This is a genomic window from Pseudomonas sp. GW822-FHT02E03 (assembly GCF_058802325.1).
The window spans coordinates 96,274-114,314 of the sequence record NZ_JBXAOA010000019.1 but is presented as its reverse complement, the minus strand read 5'-3'; the positions used below and the strand labels follow the sequence as shown (position 1 = coordinate 114,314).

At 57.6% G+C, this 18,041-nt stretch carries 18 protein-coding genes; 11 read left to right on the top strand and 7 right to left on the bottom strand.

Annotated elements, in window-relative coordinates:
• Nucleotides 1-306 precede the first annotated feature (306 nt).
• The gene (locus AC1RQB_RS16330) at nucleotides 307-1,173 is read right to left on the bottom strand and encodes an AraC family transcriptional regulator (RefSeq protein ID WP_063341245.1); all 867 of its coding nucleotides are present in this window, start codon (nucleotides 1,171-1,173) and stop codon (nucleotides 307-309) included.
• Between the two features lie 409 nt (nucleotides 1,174-1,582).
• On the opposite strand from AC1RQB_RS16330, the gene AC1RQB_RS16325 reads away from it, so the two are divergent.
• The 11 genes from AC1RQB_RS16325 to AC1RQB_RS16275 all read left to right on the top strand — a co-directional run bounded on the left by AC1RQB_RS16325 (nucleotide 1,583) and on the right by AC1RQB_RS16275 (nucleotide 11,539).
• A complete protein-coding gene (locus AC1RQB_RS16325) occupies nucleotides 1,583-1,774 on the top strand; it encodes a Flp family type IVb pilin (protein ID WP_030131923.1) in 192 nt (63 codons plus the stop codon).
• Nucleotides 1,775-1,800: 26 nt separating this feature from the next.
• A complete protein-coding gene (locus AC1RQB_RS16320) occupies nucleotides 1,801-2,331 on the top strand; it encodes an A24 family peptidase (RefSeq protein ID WP_063341244.1) in 531 nt (176 codons plus the stop codon).
• A 2-nt stretch (nucleotides 2,332-2,333) separates the two neighbouring features.
• Nucleotides 2,334-3,668: a DUF8689 domain-containing protein gene (locus AC1RQB_RS16315; RefSeq protein WP_063341243.1), complete on the top strand. Its 1,335-nt coding sequence runs from the start codon at nucleotides 2,334-2,336 to the stop codon at nucleotides 3,666-3,668.
• Nucleotides 3,669-3,683: 15 nt separating this feature from the next.
• Nucleotides 3,684-4,496 (top strand): Flp pilus assembly protein CpaB, encoded by an 813-nt coding sequence (gene cpaB / locus AC1RQB_RS16310; protein WP_063341242.1) that lies wholly within the window; start codon nucleotides 3,684-3,686, stop codon nucleotides 4,494-4,496.
• Between the two features lie 75 nt (nucleotides 4,497-4,571).
• Entirely contained in the window at nucleotides 4,572-5,918 is a 1,347-nt protein-coding gene (locus AC1RQB_RS16305; protein WP_063341241.1) for a TadE/TadG family type IV pilus assembly protein, read from the top strand.
• Between the two features lie 11 nt (nucleotides 5,919-5,929).
• Nucleotides 5,930-6,409 carry a TadE/TadG family type IV pilus assembly protein gene (locus AC1RQB_RS16300; protein ID WP_063341240.1) on the top strand — a complete coding sequence of 160 codons (480 nt, stop codon included), beginning with the start codon at nucleotides 5,930-5,932 and terminating at the stop codon, nucleotides 6,407-6,409.
• On the top strand, nucleotides 6,409-6,903 hold the full coding sequence (locus tag AC1RQB_RS16295) for a TadE/TadG family type IV pilus assembly protein (RefSeq protein WP_063341239.1): 495 nt from the start codon (nucleotides 6,409-6,411) through the stop codon (nucleotides 6,901-6,903). Before AC1RQB_RS16300 ends, AC1RQB_RS16295 begins: the two co-directional genes overlap by 1 nt.
• Nucleotides 6,897-8,117 carry an AAA family ATPase gene (locus AC1RQB_RS16290; protein WP_063341238.1) on the top strand — a complete coding sequence of 407 codons (1,221 nt, stop codon included), beginning with the start codon at nucleotides 6,897-6,899 and terminating at the stop codon, nucleotides 8,115-8,117. Before AC1RQB_RS16295 ends, AC1RQB_RS16290 begins: the two co-directional genes overlap by 7 nt.
• Nucleotides 8,118-8,120: 3 nt before the next feature.
• On the top strand, nucleotides 8,121-9,563 hold the full coding sequence (locus AC1RQB_RS16285; RefSeq protein ID WP_063341237.1) for a TadA family conjugal transfer-associated ATPase: 1,443 nt from the start codon (nucleotides 8,121-8,123) through the stop codon (nucleotides 9,561-9,563).
• Nucleotides 9,560-10,546: a type II secretion system F family protein gene (locus AC1RQB_RS16280; RefSeq protein ID WP_063341236.1), complete on the top strand. Its 987-nt coding sequence runs from the start codon at nucleotides 9,560-9,562 to the stop codon at nucleotides 10,544-10,546. The genes AC1RQB_RS16285 and AC1RQB_RS16280 overlap by 4 nt, the downstream gene beginning before the upstream one ends.
• 30 nt (nucleotides 10,547-10,576) lie before the next feature.
• The gene (locus AC1RQB_RS16275; RefSeq protein WP_063341235.1) at nucleotides 10,577-11,539 is read left to right on the top strand and encodes a type II secretion system F family protein; all 963 of its coding nucleotides are present in this window, start codon (nucleotides 10,577-10,579) and stop codon (nucleotides 11,537-11,539) included.
• A gap of 735 nt (nucleotides 11,540-12,274) precedes the next feature.
• Here AC1RQB_RS16275 and AC1RQB_RS16270 read toward each other — a convergent pair.
• The 6 genes from AC1RQB_RS16270 to AC1RQB_RS16245 all read right to left on the bottom strand — a co-directional run bounded on the left by AC1RQB_RS16270 (nucleotide 12,275) and on the right by AC1RQB_RS16245 (nucleotide 17,833).
• Nucleotides 12,275-12,544, bottom strand: coding sequence for a DUF3613 domain-containing protein (locus tag AC1RQB_RS16270; RefSeq protein ID WP_063341234.1), 270 nt, complete (start codon nucleotides 12,542-12,544; stop codon nucleotides 12,275-12,277).
• Between the two features lie 18 nt (nucleotides 12,545-12,562).
• Complete coding sequence (locus AC1RQB_RS16265) at nucleotides 12,563-13,273, bottom strand: tetratricopeptide repeat protein (protein WP_063343880.1); 711 nt, start codon at nucleotides 13,271-13,273, stop codon at nucleotides 12,563-12,565.
• 113 nt (nucleotides 13,274-13,386) lie between these two features.
• Nucleotides 13,387-14,610 carry a type II and III secretion system protein family protein gene (locus AC1RQB_RS16260; RefSeq protein WP_063341233.1) on the bottom strand — a complete coding sequence of 408 codons (1,224 nt, stop codon included), beginning with the start codon at nucleotides 14,608-14,610 and terminating at the stop codon, nucleotides 13,387-13,389.
• Between the two features lie 740 nt (nucleotides 14,611-15,350).
• The gene (locus tag AC1RQB_RS16255) at nucleotides 15,351-15,908 is read right to left on the bottom strand and encodes a hypothetical protein (protein WP_063341232.1); all 558 of its coding nucleotides are present in this window, start codon (nucleotides 15,906-15,908) and stop codon (nucleotides 15,351-15,353) included.
• 82 nt (nucleotides 15,909-15,990) lie between these two features.
• Nucleotides 15,991-16,794 (bottom strand): putative hydro-lyase, encoded by an 804-nt coding sequence (locus tag AC1RQB_RS16250; protein WP_063341231.1) that lies wholly within the window; start codon nucleotides 16,792-16,794, stop codon nucleotides 15,991-15,993.
• 91 nt (nucleotides 16,795-16,885) lie between these two features.
• Nucleotides 16,886-17,833: a LysR family transcriptional regulator gene (locus AC1RQB_RS16245; RefSeq protein ID WP_008070207.1), complete on the bottom strand. Its 948-nt coding sequence runs from the start codon at nucleotides 17,831-17,833 to the stop codon at nucleotides 16,886-16,888.
• Between the last annotated feature and the right edge of the window lie 208 nt (nucleotides 17,834-18,041).

The window sequence follows — 18,041 nt, the reverse complement described above, 5'->3', positions numbered from 1 at the left end:
GGGAATAGCTCAGTTGGTAGAGCACGACCTTGCCAAGGTCGGGGTCGCGAGTTCGAGTCTCGTTTCCCGCTCCAAATTCAAAAAAAACGCCGCTCATTGAGCGGCGTTTTTTTATGCGCGTTATTTGTCATTTTCATTGATTGGAATAAAAACCTTCGGGCAAAGCCAGTCAGTTAAGGCGCTGAACCTGTGGGAGCGGGCTTGCTCGCGAAGACGGCGGCACAGTCAACATTGATATCGCCTGACACACCGCCTTCGCGAGCAAGCCCGCTCCCACATGAATTGCGCTTAACTGGTATTACACTCTCAATTTCCGAGGCTCTGCACCAGACTTTCGAGCACTTCAGCGGTTGTATCCTCCAGCGCCGGTTGTGCTGCTACCGCTCTGAGTTGGCAGGTCAAACGGTATTCGCTGGGCGTGCAGTTGACGAACTGCTTGAAGGCGCGAGCGAAGTAGGACGGGTCCTTGAAGCCGGCTTCATAGCCGATACTGGTAATAGGCATCTGGCTATTGTCGAGCAGTTCCTTGGCGAAGCTCATGCGCTTGTCCAGGATGTAATCGGTGAAGCCAACGCCATTGGCTTCCTTGAACAGTCGGCTGAAGCGAAAGGTCGTCATGCCGCAGCGCTTCGCCAAATCCCTCTGATCGATGCTGTCCCGAAAGTGCTGATCGATGTACAGCATGATGTTGCTCAGCGCCTGGTGTTTTTGGTGCCCCGAGGTCAACCGGATGCTGTCCGGCAGGGTCGGGGAGTGATCGATCAGCGATGTCTGGCCCTGGCCGTTCGCATTTCGGCGCAACTCGCACAGCTGCACCACGGCCGTCAGGTAACGCTTTCTCTCGTTGGATGAGAACGGCAACACCATGTATTCCCAGACACTGGAACGCATGGCCCATACCGCCAGTTCTTCTGAATGTTGCACAGTGAACATGGTGATCGGGATGGTGGGTGTTGTGCGCTTGATCTCCAACAACAGCCTCAAGCCCGGCGTGTCGGGGCGATCAAAATGGATGCAGATCATGTCCGCCTGTTCCCCGATGGGTAACGCGGAATTTTTCGCCAATTTGCAGTCGCAAGCACCCTCGAACTGCGCGATGAGTTCCTTCGTGGAATGATCGTGGGTCAGATCGAACCACAGTAGCGATGGCCTTCTGGTCAAATTGGACGTCATGTCTCTACTCTGGGGTTCTTAGCGCCGCTCTTCGCTGAGTAGTATTGTCAACGTGCACTGACTTTGCAGATTAAATGCTTATAAGGAACTGATGCTTTAGTTCTATACGCTCTATATTTCGTTGCAAAGCCGTTACACCCAGTTGTTTGTTAGCGTGGATCGATGTTCCGAGCCGCAACCGCTCGTCGCTTGTGAATCAACGGCAATCGCATTCGCAAGTCATTTCACTTCTTTACCCCGTCGTTCCTTCCAAAAGCCAATAAACGGTAATTGGGCACCCCCGCAAAAAAGTCCTAGTGATGTGCAAAATCTTCCTAACGCCCATGCCTTGCCCCTGACTAGTGTTGCATCCAGGCAGAGCAGAACGCACTGCCTCCGGAAAAAACAACATTCGAGTGAGGTGGGCAAAATGATCATGCAAACAATTAAGGCTTCGGTAGTGAAGTTCGCCAAAGACGAAGACGGCCTGACCATTGTGGAATACGCAGTGGCGGGTGGGCTGATTACGGTAGCTGTTGTTGCAACGTTCACGCTTCTTGGCGGGGCCGTAAACACCAGGATGATCGCTCTTTGCAACGCCGTTCTTCCTGGTACTTGCTAATAACAACTCTAATAGGGAGATGTGCGATGTCCATGGAACAGCTGGTTGCTACCATTGTGCTGATAGGACTGCTGGGCGTGGCGGTGGTGAGCGACTTGCGTCGCCACCGCATTCCCAATCTGCTGATCCTGGTAGGTCTGGCGTTGGGACTGGCCGGCCAGACTTATTCAGGGGGGCTCAGCGGGATGGGGGATGGCCTACTGGGCCTCCTGATCGGTTTTTCGCTGTTCTTGCCCATGTATGCCTTGGGCGGCATGGCTGCCGGTGACGTCAAGCTGATGGCCATGGTTGGCAGTTTTTTACCCCCTCATTACGCCTTGTGGGCTGTGTTCTTCAGTCTGCTATGGGGAGGGTTGTGCGGTTTCCTGATCGTGCTGGTGCGCGGTCAATTGTTGCAGACTCTGGGGCGCTATCGGTTGATGCTTCGGGCGCGGGCCTATATGGCGCCGAGCTCGGACGACGTGGCCAGCAAGCCCTTTCCTTATTCGGTTGCGATCCTGCTCGGGACGTTGAACAGCGTCTACTGGCTACTCGTTGCCGGTGGATTTGGAGGTTAGTCATGCACGTCATTGTCGATAGTGATGCTTACTCCAGCGATCGGGAGGCGGTGCAACGGCTGGCTCCTCAGCCATGCACCATCCGCGAAACCGGTCTGACCGACAGTTTTCTCGGTGAGTTGGTGTGCAAGCATTTGCATGACGCCGGTGTGCTGGACATGTCGCGGCTGGTGGAGCGCTTGGCGCTGACCGGCGCTGTACTGGAAGAAGTCCTGGCGTTTCTGCGCAAGGACGGCCGTGTTGAAGTATTAGGCCAGATGGGGGCGCAAACCACGAGTGGGCAGATGCTGCGTTATGGCCTGACCGAACGCGGCCGCAGCGCCGCCCGCGATGCCCTGTCGCGCAGTGGCTACATCGGCGCGGCACCTTTCCCGGTGAGTACTTACCGTTCCCTGATCAAAATCCAGACCATTCATCACGGTCGCATCAACGCCAACGATATGCACAACGCCCTTGCTGGCGTGGTACTCACCGAAGGGATGCTCGATCAGTTGGGTGTGGCACTGAACTCCGGGCGCGCGATCATGATTTATGGCCCCGCGGGTACCGGCAAGACGTATGTCAGCAGTCGGCTGATTCGTCTGTTCGCTGAAGCGATCTGGGTGCCTCATGCCATCGTCATCAACGAGTCGGTGATCGAGATCTATGACCCGCAGGTGCATCAGCGTCTGGATGACAACAGTCAATCGAACAATCTGATGCTCAACGAAGGGATCGACCGTCGACTGTTGTGCTGCAAACGTCCGATCGTTATCACGGGCGGCGAGCTGAGCATGGAACAGCTGGACGTTCGCTATGACCCCTACACCCGTCAGTACCAGGCCGCCTTGCAGCTCAAGGCCAGTAATGGCCTGTTCATCATCGACGACATGGGACGCCAGCGCATGGCTCCGGCCGAGCTGTTGAATCGCTGGATTGTACCCATGGAAGAGAAGCGTGACTTCATCAATCTGGGCGGCGGTCGGCATTGCGAGCTGCCGTTCGATTTGGTTCTGGTGTTTTCAACCAACCTCAATCCCCTGGAGCTGGCCGATGAGGCCTTTCTTCGCCGGATTGGCTACAAGCTGCAGTTCGGTTACCTGAAGCCTGAGGAGTACGAAAAGATCTGGCGTCAGGAAAGCGAGCGCCTGGGCATTCCTTTTGACCCGCTGCTGCTGCGTTATGTATTGCAAAGGCTTTATGCAAGTGAAGGCATGCCCCTGGTGCCTTGCCACCCCCGCGATCTCCTGAACATGGCCCTCGACCGTCAGCGTTACCTGGGCGGTTCCGGAGCCCTGTCGCCGCAGGAGCTGGAATGGGCCTGGCACAACTATTTCGTCCAGCTCGACTTTCTTTGAAGCGGAGATACTGACATGAGCTCTCGTACTGTTTCCCTGATAGGCATTTCTCTGGTCATGGGCCTTGGGGCTGCATGGATGGCCGATTCCTGGCTGAGCGCACGGCTCAATGCCACCCCGGATGATCACCTTCGAAGTGTGGTGGTCGCCACGGTAGAAATTCCCTTCGGGCAGATGGTCGAGGCTCAGCAAGTCACGACCGTACGCATGCCGATGGACACAATTCCGGACGATGCTCTCGATTCAACCGACAAGGCCGTGGGCAAGATCGCAACGTTCGACATTTTGCGGGGCGACGTGATGCGTGGCGCACGCCTGAGCGAGCATTTGGGCGGCAGTACCCTGGCCTCGCTGATTGCGACAGACAAACGTGCCATTTCGGTACGTGTAGACGATGTGGTCGGCGTGGGTGGGTTCCTGTTACCCGGTAACCGGGTCGATGTGCTGGCGACTAAAAAAACTGATGGCGCCGGCAATAACGCTGTGTCCAGGACCATCCTCGAGAACCTGCGGGTATTGGCAGTGGACCAGACCGCAGGTACCGACAAGACCCAGCCGGTAGTGGTACGTGCAGTGACGCTGGAAATGACGACTGCAGAGGCTGAAACCCTGGTTACCGCACAAACGGAAGGCAAACTGCAACTGACCTTGCGCAATCCGCTGAACGACCAGAAGAAAGTCGCAACCGTTGCGCCTGCACCTGCGGCACCGGTCATGGCGATGGCCACTGCCCCGGCGCCAAAACGCGTGGTGCGCCGCGGCAATGGCGAGGGTGGTGGGTCTATCACCATTATCCGTGGGACCCAAACCAGTGTAGTCAAACGTTGACACGGCGATAAGGGTGCCTGGGCATCAAGGTATTGGCGGAGCCGATCCGGATCAGTTTCGGTAAATGAGGGCTTGATGATGAATCTTCGAATTCAGCAGCCGTTCACTGCGACGCCAAGGCGCCAGGAAGGTTCGGTGAGCGTATTGATGGTGATTGCATTGGCGGCGATCTTAATGGTAGCGGGGCTGACGCTCGACATGGGCCACATGTTGTTGAACAAAACGCGCTTGCAGAATGCGGTGGATGCCGCCGCCCTGAGTGGTGCCAAAACCCTCAGTCAGGTGATGGGTGGTATCAACTCTGCCAGCGCGACGCAGGCTGCGGCGCTCAATACTCTGGCGCAAAATGCCAATGCCGCGGGCAATAACGAACTGGCCACGGCAGTCGCCGGCAGCCCAGGCACCTTTGCGGTGGTAGAACTGTCCAGCAGCGTCTATGGCCCGTTTTCCTTTCCCGGCCCGTCGGATGCCAAATACGTTCGGGTATCGGTACCGAACTATAGTCTGATGGGGTTTTTCTGGAGCTTCGTCCAGACATTCGGCACCAGCGGCTTGGGGAACAAAAGAGTGGCGGCGATCGCCACTGCTGGCCCCAGCCCTACCAGCCCGTGTGATCTTGCCCCGTTGATGGTCTGTGGTGATCCAACCCAATACGACCCTGACGCCGGTATGTTCTGGGGCTTCCAGTTTGGTGATTTGCAGGTATTGAAGTCGGCGGCTGGCAATTCGTCCGCCATTGGCCCAGGCAACTTCCAGTTGCTCGATTTCGGCTCGGGCGGCAGTACGGTCAGGCAGGATCTGGCTGGAGGCGGCTCAGTCTGCCGCAATGTGGGAGATAACGTCCAGACCTCTCCCGGCAACATGGTCGGCCCTGCGTCTCAAGGCCTGAATACGCGCTTTGGCATCTACAACGGTCCGGTCAGCGCTTCGAACTATCCGCCAGACCTGGTGACCGCATCCAGCAACCCTCGGATTACTTACAACGATTCAGTTACCCCGGCACAAACCCAATACAAGGGGCAGCCTGTCACATCGAACGATGGCGATCTTACGGCGGGTGGTGAAGCAATAATGGATTACAACGACTGGCGTGCCAGCGTGGCCGCGTGCGTGGCAGGGACCGGCAGTGGCTGTGAGAGCAATGGGGTGTTCGAGCGCCGGATGCTGAAAATCGTGGTGGGTGAATGCACCGGGAAACAGGGCGGTTCAACCTCGATCCCTGTCCTGGGTTTTGGCTGCTATTTCGTGGTACAGCCCATGAACGGGGGCGGCACCGAAGCGCAGATCTTCGGACAGTTTGTGAAAGAGTGCGAAGGTGACAATGTGTCCGGTCCTGACCCGTCGAACGATTCCGGCCCGCAGATCATTCAGCTCTACAAAACCTATCTCAACGGTAGCGGCACTCCGAGCACCGACTCGTAGGAGGGGGCGTCATGAGACTTCACACGTTTAAACAGTCGCAGCGCCAGCAAGGCCTGGCCATGGTGGAATTCACCCTCGTGCTGCCGTTGTTGCTCCTGCTGTTGCTGGCTTTCGGCGAGTTCGGTCGCATGCTCTATCAGTACAACATGTTGCTGCAGGCCAGCCGTGATGCCGACCGTTTCGTCGCCAACCAGGCCTGGAACTCAACGCTTGGCGCTGTCGCTCTGAGCAATGCGCTGAAGGCCCAGACGAGAAATGTTGCGGTCTATGGCGTGCCTGCAAATACCGGGACCGCGGTGGTGCCAGGGTTGACGACCAGCATGGTGGAGGTCGCTGCAGTGGGCACTGACCATGTGCGGGTCACCATCACTTATACGTTCTGCCCGGTGATTGGCAGTGGCAATTGCACCGGCTCGATTCCGGGTTTCTTCGGTAATCCGATTGCGCTGAGCATTCCGCTGGTCGCCACCACTGTCATGAGGGCACTGTGATGAATCGCAAACGCATGCGCGGCACCTATGTCGTGGAGTTCGCCATCATTGGCGCGCTGGTATTCACGCTGTTGTTCGGCACGTTGGAATTCGGTCGCCTGTACTACACGATCAATACACTGGATGAAGTCGTGCGTCGTGGTGTGCGTCTGGCATCGGTGTGCAATATCAGCGACCCGGTGGTGTTACGGCGGGCGATCTTCAACGCAGCGACCGACGCCGGTGCGAGCCAGATCATTACCGATCTGGCCACCACCCACTTGACGCTGACCTATCTGGATGCCAACGGCGCTCAGGTGGGCAACCCCGCCGATACGAGTGGAGTCAACGGATTTCGTGCCATCCGCTATGTCCAGCTGAGCCTGCAAAACTTCGTTTTCAATCTGTTCATTCCCGGGTTCGGCGTGCCCATTACCCTGCCTACATTCAGGGCAACCTTGCCACGCGAAAGCCTTGGGCGTCATTCCGATTCCGGGGAGATCACACCATGCTGAATACCAAGGAAACTCCAGTCTCCAGTTCGACCGGTAAAACTGGGCTCCGGTTGCTGATCAGCAGCCGCGATGCCACCTCTTTGCGCGATCTGCAGAGTGTCTGCCAACGCATGCCTTGCCTGGAGGTGAGCACTCGCCTGGTGAGCAATGGACATGTCGACCCGCTCTACGGCCTGGACCGGATGCCCGATCTGCTGCTGTTGCGCGTCAGCCATCTGTGGCGTGAAGAGCTGTCGGCGTTGTTGCAGCGTCCAGCCCATGAACGTCCACCGATGTTGGTGTGCGGTCTGTTGAGCGAACAGGAAGCCATGCGCCTGGCCATGCAGGCCGGCGCCCGGGACGTGCTGCCCGAGCCCATTGCCGAGACCGAGCTGGTTGCCGCCTTGAATCGGCTGGTCATGGAGGTTCGGACCGGCAGTGGAGCAGAAGGCAAATTGATCGCCGTGATGAGCGCCAAGGGTGGCTCCGGCGGAACCTTGCTGGCCTGCAACCTGGCCCAACAACTCAGCGCCAAGGGCGGCAGTACTCTGTTACTGGATATGGACCTGCAATTTGGCAGCGTCACGCATTACCTGGATGTGGCGCAGACGCACAGCCATCTGGAGGTGTTGCATCAGATCGACGGCATGGACAGCGTCGCGTTACGCGGTTTTTGCAGTCACTTCAGCCCGACCTTGCATGTGCTGGGTGGCCGGGCCGGTGAGCTGTGCCTGCCGCAAGATGCCCAGCCCGAACAGCTTGATGCCCTGTTGAAACTGGCCCGCGCCAGCTATGACTGGGTGGTAATCGACCTGCCGCGGCAAATCGACCACCTCACCGGCTCGGTGCTGGAACAGGTGGATCGGGTGTACGTGGTGGTGCAGCAGAGCGTCAGCCATCTGCGCGATGCCAGCTCCCTGGTGCGAATTCTTCGCGATGACCTGGGTGTGCGCGGCGATCAATTGCAGATCGTGGTCAACCGCTATGACAAGGCAGCCGCCATCAGCCTCAAAGACATCGGCGAGGCGCTGCGCTGCACCAATCTGTCGAAATTACCCAACGACTTCAACCTGGTCAGCCAGAGTCAGAACACTGGCGTGCCGTTGGGGCTGCATGCGCCGAGGGCAGCGATTACTACCGCTCTGCGCGACATGACCGAGGACCTGGTCGGTCAACAAGTAGCCGGGAACAAAGGCTTACTCAAACGCGCCTTCAACCGTTTTTTCGGGGGATGACCCATGATCAGCGACTTTCGTAACCGTTTGCGCAAACAGTCCGGTAAACCCGCCGCTTCGTCGGCTACTCAGCTGGGCGACGACTTGCTGGACCCGGCAGAGGAAATAATGGCGTGGGAACGTGCGGCGCCGGACGTTCTGTACGAAACCAGAAGCCAGGTCACCCCGGTGGAGGCCGAGTGGCGGGAAAGGATTTACCAGCAGTTGCTCAAGGTCATGGACCTGTCCTTGCTGGACTCCCTTGAACAGGCCGAGGCCACGCGGCAGATTCGCGATATTTGCCAGCGCTTGCTCGATGAACATTCGGCGCCGGTGAGTTCTGTCAGCCGCCAGTTGATCATCAAGCAAATCACTGACGAAGTGCTTGGCCTGGGTCCCCTGGAACCGTTGCTGGCCGATCACAGCGTGTCCGACATTCTGGTCAACGGCCATGCCTCGGTCTATGTCGAGCGCTTCGGCAAATTGCAACGGACCGATGTGCGCTTTCGTGATGATCAGCATCTGCTGAACATCATCGACCGCATTGTCTCCAGCCTGGGTCGGCGTATCGACGAGTCCTCGCCATTGGTGGACGCCCGGCTCAAGGACGGTTCGCGGGTGAACGCAATTATCCCGCCGCTGGCGATCGACGGCCCGAGCATGTCGATTCGCCGCTTTGCGGTGGACCTGCTCAATACCGACAGCCTGATCTCGGTGGGGACATTGACCCCGGCCATTGCCCTGCTGCTCAAGGCAATTGTCCGTGGACGCTTGAACGTGTTGATTTCCGGCGGTACCGGCAGCGGCAAGACCACCATGCTCAATGTGCTGTCCAGTTTCATTCCGCAGAACGAGCGGATCGTCACCATCGAAGACTCGGCCGAGCTGCAACTGCAGCAACCCCACGTGGTACGCCTGGAAACCCGGCCTTCGAATATCGAGGGGCGAGGCGAGGTGAGTCAGCGGGAGTTGGTGCGCAACAGTCTGCGGATGCGCCCGGACCGCATTGTGATCGGCGAAGTGCGCGGCGCCGAGGCGCTGGACATGCTGACCGCGATGAACACTGGCCACGACGGCTCATTGACCACCATTCACGCCAACACCGCGCGTGATGCGTTGGGCCGAATCGAAAACATGGTGTCGATGACCGGGGCGACTTTCCCGATCAAGGCCATGCGGCAGCAGATCGCGTCGGCCATCGATGTGGTGATCCAGCTGGAACGTCAGGAGGACGGCAAGCGCCGCCTGGTCAGCGTGCAAGAGATCAACGGCATGGAAGGTGAGATCATCACCATGACCGAAATCTTCTCCTTTGCGCGTCAAGGCATGGGCGAGAACGGCGAGGTGCTTGGCGATTATCGCCCCAGCGGCATGATCCCGGCCTTCCGCGATGTGCTGGCCAAGCGCGGTATCGAGTTGCCGCTGACGATGTTCAGGCCTGAATGGATGGAGGCACGGCAGTCATGAACAATATTCCTGGTGAATTCATTCTGATATTCCTCGGCATGGTGTTTATCGCCGTGTTCCTTCTGTCCCAGGGCGTGGTGGTGCCTGTATTCGGCGAGGCCGGCAAGATGCGCAAGCGCATCCGCGGTCGTCTGAATGTACTGGAGAAAGCCAATAATTTGCCCAACATGCAGACGGTGTTGCGGCAGAAATACCTGACGCGCTTGTCGCCCCTGGAGGCCATGCTCGAGCAGTTGCCGTTTATGGCGAGCCTGACCCAGGTGATTGAGCAGGGCGGCCACGAATACCGGGCTTATCGGGTGCTATTGCTCGGGCTGTTTCTGGGCGTTTGTGCGGCTATCTCGATCTGGATGATTTCGGCGGTCTGGTGGATGGCGCTGTTGGCGGGTTTCGGGGTGTTCTGGTTACCCCTGCTGAAAATTTCTCGTGACCGTGGCAAACGTTTCGCTGAGTTTGAGGAAGGTCTGCCGGATGCGCTGGATGCCATGTGCCGGGCCCTGCGCGCCGGACACCCGTTCAACGAAACCTTGCGCCTGGTCGCCGAGGAGCATAAGGGAGCGGTTGCTCATGAGTTCGGCCTGACTTTCTCCGATATCAACTATGGCAATGATGTGCGCCGGGCCATGCTCGGCCTGCTGGAGCGTATGCCAAGCATGACGGTGATGATGCTGGTGACCTCGATCCTTATCCATCGCGAGACCGGCGGCAACCTGACAGAAGTGCTGGAGCGTTTGAGCCGGCTGATTCGCGGGCGTTACCGCTTCCAGCGCAAGATCAAAACCCTGTCGGCCGAAGGGCGGATGTCGGCCTGGATACTGGTGGCCATTCCCTTCGTGCTGGCGATCGCGATCATCGTTACAAGCCCCACCTACATGCCTGTGCTGCTCAATGATCCCATAGGACACAAGCTGATCATCGGGGCTTTCTGCGCCATGTTGATCGGGATTTTCTGGATAAAAAAAATCATCCGGATTCAGGTTTAAAGCGGTATTCGCTACCGGGAGGTACAGTTCATGGACTTTTTACTCGGGTTGTTCAGTCGGGTCACGGGAAACGAGGAGATGGGGCGTCTGTTGTTTCTCGGCGCCATTGGGATCAGTACGGTGCTTGCGATGGTCGCCGTGATCTTGCTGATGCTGGGCCTTCAAGACCCGGTGCAGCGTCGCCTGGCGTTGATCAAGCGTGGTCATTTAGGCAATACGAGCGGGCAGGAGGCTCCGGGTAATCTGCAATTGTTGCTGGAGCGGGTCGGTCAACGCTTTGCCTCGAGCGAATCGGCTCAGGCATCCGCCACGCAGACCTTGTTGACGCACGCGGGGTACCGTTCTGCTTCGGCGGTGCAGATGTACTGGGCGGTGCGTTTGATGTTACCGCTGTTGCTGGTTGGCGTTGCATTGTTGCTATTGCCTTTGATCCCCAAGGTTTCGCTGACCATTGGCCTGCTGTTGGTGCTCTTGATGGCGGGTATCGGATGGCTGCTGCCGGCCCTGTATGTCGGCAAGCGCAAGCAGGCGCGTCAAAACCGGCTGCGCGCCGCGTTTCCGGATGCACTGGACCTGATGGTGGTGTGCGTGGAGTCGGGTCTGGCCCTGCCCACGACCATCGAGCGGGTGGCTGAAGAAATGTCGGTCAGTCAGGTCGAACTGGCTGAAGAACTGGCCCTGGTCAATGCGCAAATCCGCGCCGGCATTTCCAGTACCGAGGCGCTCAAGCAACTGGCCGTGCGCACTGGGCTGGATGATGTACAAGGGTTGGTCAGCCTGCTGGCGCAGAGTATTCGCTTCGGTACCAGCGTGGCCGATACCCTGCGCATCTATGCCGATGAGTTCCGTGACCGGCGTATGCAGGCTGCCGAAGAGATGGGGGCGAAAATCGGTACCAAGCTGATATTTCCGCTGATTTTCTGCCTTTGGCCGAGCTTCTTTCTGATAGCCATTGGCCCGGCCATGATTGGAGTAATGAAAGCCTTCGGGTGAAATAACGGGCGAAGGCTGTCGAGTACGATGGCCTTCGCCCGACCCTGATCTGCACTTTCCTTCACATAGATCCACATCCCTGTAAAAGATGCCGAAGGCTGCGATTTTTTGATTTTTCTGGCAGGCAATTCGTTGCCCAGGCCTCTGAGTCAAAAGATCGCAGCCTTCGGCAACGCCTACAGGGATTTGCGTATATCTGTTCATCACGACCGGGCGCTGATTGTCGCGATAGGCTCGGTGAAAGGCTGGTCAAGGCGCAAGCAATGGTTGCCAGGCACTCTTTTAAGGAGCACCGCGGTCAGGCGTAGGAGCTGGCGAAGCCCGCGATCTTTTGATTTTGATGGCCGAGGAATCGCTGAAGGGCAAAAGATCGCAGCCTGCGGCAGCTCCTACAGAGATTTGCGTACGTCTGTTCATCACGACCTGGCGCTGATTGTCGCGATACGCTCGGTGACAGGTTGGTCAAGGCGCAAGCAATGGTTGCCAAGTCCCCCTTTAACGAACACTGCAGTCAAGCGTAGGAGCTGGCGAAGCCTGCGATCTTTTGATTTTGATGGCCGTGGAATCGCTGAAGAGCAAAAGATTGCAGCCTGCGGCAGCTCCACATTAGGGTGATCCGGCCAGGCTTGGATAATGCGCAGATGCCGCTGCTTTACTTGCACACGACGTCTAGCCCGGCTTTGCAAGCCAGGCCACTTTAGACGACGCCAGAGACTGCTCACTCATTGATGCGCCTCAGTCACCGGTGGTCATTTCACCCGCTGCATCCTGGTCAAAAAACTCCGGAATCGGGTAGTTGAAGCTGTTCAGCCAACGCTGCATGGCCAAGTCACGTTCGGTGGCCGAAGCGGTTTGCAGTTTAGGGGAGGCAACTACACCGCGACTCTGTAACACCAACCACTGCTCGGTGCCTTTTTGCTCCTTCGAAGAGGGACCCGGTTCAATAGCCCAGGCACTGGTGGACAGGCAAGCCATGCACACGATCAACAGCCTCTTGGTATTCATCTCGACTCCTCGTACGTTTTACTTGGTCGCACTGGATGAGGCAGTGGCTACCTCAGTTCTACGATTGTCCTGCGAAGCCGCCACTTTTTTTGCGGAGGCCTTGAGTTTTTCCGCGCGGCTTTGAGCCTCGGCGATTTGCTGGGGACTCAAGCTGGCACGGTTCGCGAGTTCGGCAGCCGACTTCCAGTTATCCTGATAGATCAGCAGCGTCACCATATTGAGTGCCGCTAATGAATTGGACTGTTTGAGCTCCATGGCGGTCATGAACTCGAAGCGTGCTTCAGGGATACGTCGTTGATTGAGGTAAACGACCCCCAGGTCATTGCGCATCTTGTCATCGGTGGGGGCCATCTTGGCCGCACGCTCAAGGTGTTTGGTCGCGGTGGCGTAATCATTTTTGGCCGCGGCCAACTGGCCCAGGCCATGCTCCCCGTCGGCGGCCAGACAGGTGCCGAGCAAGCTTTGATACAACGGCCCCGCCTCGTTACGCCCCATCAAGCGCAGCACCCGAGCCTTGCGCAGGCGAACCTGAACCAGGTTCTCGGGCAAACCTTCCAGATTCGCCAGGCTGGCATACAAACGGCCATCGTTGGCCATGTTGTCGGCCAGACTCAGGGCCAACTCTTGTTCCGAATCGGGCTTGGCACAGATAGCCGGTCGCGAAGACAAACCATTAGTGGCACAACCTGCGAGCATCAATGTCGCCATGACTGCAATGACTGCTTTCATCGAATGTCCTTTGGCTACAACACGTTGAACGCCTGGCCAATGGCAGGAAAGCTGGCCCGGCAAGCGCTCAAGGTCACCGTTACGAATGAGGGCGAGATTCAGGCTGCTCTGGCTCATTGCGAAAGCCCGGAGCGACTGTCGAAGTCGCCATTTTCAAGGAAGAACATGCGGTAGAAGTTCGGGTCGTAATTGCGCAGCTGTTCGCCAGGCAATGACGGTAGTTGTGCGTTGACAGCCAGTGGCTGGACCAGATGCGGGGTAACGATCATCAGCAGTTCACGCTCTTCACGGTTGACGGTGTTGTCGCGAAAGAACGCCCCCAGAATCGGGATATCGCCCAGCCCCGGAAACTTGTTCACCTGGGAATTGTTGCGGGTGCTGATCAGGCCGCTGATGACGAAGCTTTCGCCGTCGGCCAGGGAGATGCTGGTATCGGTACGGCGTATGGTCAGCGCTGGAACAATGGTACCGGCGATGCTCACGGCGTTGGTGAAGTCCAGTTCACTGACTTCCGGTGCCACCTTCAGCGCGATACGGTTTTTCCCGATGATGGTCGGCGTCAGGGTCAGGCGGATACCGAATTCCTTGTACTCGATGGACACGTTATCGCTGCCTGAACTGGGTACCGGAATCGGCACCTCACCACCGGCCAGGAAGCTCGCACTCTGCCCGCTGAGCGCTACCAGGCTTGGCCGTGCCAGGGTGTAGGCGAAACCGCTGCCTTCCAGTGCGTTGATCGACACCAGCGTATCGCTGGACGCAAAAGCGAAGTTGAACATGCCGTTGTTCACCGGCAACGATGGCGTGACAATGCCGTCGATGGTGGGAAAGGTTCTCGGCGAGCCGAACAGGAAGTTGCCCTGACGGGCAAAAATCGAGGCATTGGCTTCCTTGAGTTTGGTCCGGCTGACTTCTACGAAGCGGATGTCGGTTTGCACCTGGATCGGCAACAGCGGGTCTTCGGAAGGCACTGTCGAGATGCTGGTCAGCGCAGCGGTGGCCTTGCCCTTGACGAACACCATGCTTTGGCGCGGCTCTTTCGAACAGGCGGTCCAGACCATCAGGCTGGTGGCCCCCGGCGCGACGCCCGTGAGTATGAAGGCGTTGCTGCCGCTGGATTGCACGTCGGCAATCTTCGGGTCGCCTACCGCCAACTGTGTCACCGGGACGGGGACGCGCAGTTCGTTCTGAAGTCCCTGACCGACCTCGAACGTTGCCGGTAAGTTATCCAACTGCGAACAATTGGCCGCCGCGGCCTGAGCCGCATCCACACCAAGGCCCATCCAGAACAGACCATGGATAATTCGCTTGAAAGCGGGCACGGTACGATAGCTCATTAAGTGCATCCTCGCTGAATAGGCCATCTTTGAGGCAAAACCAGGTTGCCTCGGATCACTACAAGGGGCCTCGGTCGGCCCTCTACCCCGCCAGACCCCTGACTAATGGCCCCGGCAATATTCCTTGGTGCTACATGCAAACAGCTGCAATACGCTGTTCTGACTGAACGGCGAGCGACCTTCGCTATAACGGTTTTTAGTGATCCAGATGCCTGGGCTGTCAACCCGAACGATATACGCAGGCTCGACAGCAGCAGCTAAAGACGGCACTGTGCGCCGACCTGACTCCCCTAAAAAGCAACCGGCAATTAACGCACTGAGCCGGAAAACGCTTGTCAGGATCATAGTGAGGTAACTCCTTTTGCCAATCCGCTATCTGATCGCTGAACCTAACGTGGCATTTCGAACCGTTATGTCTTCTTCTTGTTTGAAAGGTAGTTCAACCAAGGCAAAGCGCCATGCTTTGAACGAAAACTTTCGATACAGATACTGGTTTTTTTCTGAAAGCCACGGTCAGGCCACGCAATCATTGGAAATGCGGCGGATGCTGATGAAATAAGGGGTGCTCCACGGGCCCGCGAGTTTTTCTTTGGGTTTTGCGCTGCATATTTCACAAAAACACCACTCATTGAGTGGCGTTTTCAGGCGTGCCGGTTTGTACTTTTCGAATGCTGACCAATCGTAACAATGGCATCTGGCGGGATATGACTAGAAAGCTGAATACGACTGATTGTGTAGCTCTACACCTGCCAAGTGCAGGTTGGAGTATTGGCCGTAAGGTACTGGATCACCTCTTCAAGCGTGTCTATGTCAGGAGCATTGTTCACTAACGCTTGCGAACTGCACCATGGGTAATCCAGTTGCGATACCCACTCCATGATGCAGTGCAGATCAGTCGCCGGCAGGGTTTTCATGTGCTCAATGGTGATAGTGAGCCTCTCGACAAGCCCCGACTCGGGGCTGAACTGCCACTCATACAGACCGCAACCGACTCGGACTTCGCCGCAGCTCTTGTCGGACATGCCGACCAGCCATTTGCACTGGAATGTTTTGGTCTGCGGTTCAGGTGGGAGTCCCAGGCAAAAGGTATAGACGTTTTCGAAAGTCTGGCCGAATCGCCTGACGAGTACATCGCCGATAGATCCGAGGCCTTCAACGTGGGGTGGAAACGAGATAGATCCGGTGTGCACGACCATGTCCAGTATCGCGTCTGGCGCAAAGGCCTGGCGTAACAAATGTGGGCGATTACTGTCCTTGGCTTTTATGTACTGTCGAATCGATAGTTGAGCAGTGTTCATTGTTTGTCCGTCGAATCCCTATCAGGTTGAGAACATCCTTATCCGGGGCTCACGTTACTCCTCCACGCGAGCCCGCCCTCATTTACAAAGCGCTATTCCACACATCCGTTACCAGCATGCATCCGGGGGCGTGGGTGATGCACAGCGGCGGACGTGAAGTTTGTACCACCGATTGCGGGGTCACACCGCAGGCCCAGAACACCGGGATTTCGTCGGCTTCGACTGGCACGGCATCGCCGTAGTCCGGGCTGCTTAGTGAGTCGATGCCGATCAGCGCCGGATCACCGATGTGCACAGGCGCGCCGTGGACGTTGGGCATGCGTGCGGTGATCTGGATCGCCTGGATCGCCGCGGCGGCCTTCATCGGGCGCATGCTCACCACCAGCTTGCCGCTCAGGCGAGCGGTAGGGCGAGTGTCTATGTTCGTTCGGTACATGGCAACATTGAGCCCCAGATCGATGTGCCTGAGGGCGATGCCGGCATCCAGCAGCGGTTGCTCGAAGGAGAACGAGCAACCGATGGCGAAGGCCACCAGATCGTCCTGCCACAAATGTCCGATATCCGACGGTTCTTCGCTCAGTTCGCCATGGCGATAGACCCTGTATCGGGACACCTCGTGGCGGATATCAATGGCTGTGCCGAGATTGCGAAAATACGGATCACCCGGTTCGGTAACGTCGAGCACCGGGCAAGCCTGCCGATTGAGCGTGCAATACCGCAGAAACTCGTTAGCCCAATCGTTGGGCAGAATCACGATATTGGCTTGCACCCGACCTTGGGCCAAGCCGCTGGTGTGGCCCTGATATTGTCCGGCAGCGATGCATTGGCGCAGGGCCTGTGGAACGCTGTGCTTCAGTTGTTCGAACGACAGGGTGGGTTGGCTCATCACGGCATCTCTTCAGGTTCGATGACCCTTTTTAGAAAACCATGACGATGCCGTCCAACCAGGAATGTTGTTACCCCCCGACAACTAAAAGTTATTCAAGGGACCGTCGGCTGTTGAGACCGGGTGCCGGAACCATTCGAAGCGGGCCGACATCCGCTGCGTATTGGGAGACCACTTGGCGGCTCATGTCGACGATGCTCTCGATCAACTCCAGGCCGACGCCGGCGCGCCATGAAGCCACGACATCCAGCTGCGGCAAGCGAGTGCCTGGTTCCAGCTGAATCAGCTCGCCGCTGGCCAAGGGCTTGGCCACCAGCGCGGCCGGCAAGGCGCCAATGCCGAAGCCGTCACGAATCAGCCGGGTCATGGCCGACACCGAGTTGACGCAACTGACGCGTGGCGTGCTGATGCCGTGGGCGTGCAGCAGGTTGAGTACATCCTGATGCGGCCGGGAGTTTTTGACGAAGGTGATGATGCGCTCGCTGGCCATTTCGGCCAGCGAAGCATAGGGGCGGGCATAGATTGAATTGCTGGCGGCGATCCAGTGCATGGGGTAGTGCGCCAGTTCGAGGTTGCGCACACTTTCGTGGCGGATCAGGTCCGTCTGGAACACGATGTCCAGATAGCCCTTTTGCAGCTGATCGCACAGATTGCGTGCGGCGTCGGCCGTGATCTCGATTTCCACGGCGGGGAAGGTCTGCATCAAGGTCGACATCAACGGGCTGAGCCAGGTGTGGATCACCGTATCCATCACACCGATGCGCACCAGGCCCTGTTGCGGGTTGGTGTTATCCAGTGAGTGTTTCAATGCTCGCTGAACCTCGAGCATCTGCTCGGCGTAGTCGAGCACTTTGAGGCCTTCCAGCGTTAGTGATACCCCGCGCGAATCGCGCACGAACAAACGCAGGCCCAACTCTTCTTCCAGCGAGGCAATCCGGCTGGAGATAGCCGCCTGAGTGCTGAACATTTTCTCGGCGGTAAGGCTGAAGCTTTGCAGGCGTGCGACCCAGACGAAGGTTTCGAGAAATTTGAGGTTCATGGCGGTTCTCGTGGTGGGGCGTTCACTGTTTTTCCACAGAGAACCGTGGTGGGGGTGCAGTAATTGTTACTCCAGAGTTCGTCGCCGGGGGTATCAAATTTTCTTATGCATAACCTCGTTTTTTTCCCGTTTGACGCAGTTTGGCCTTGGCGCGAAGAATCCGCTCCACGACGCTGCCACTGCGTCTGCCCCCCACGACAACGCCTTC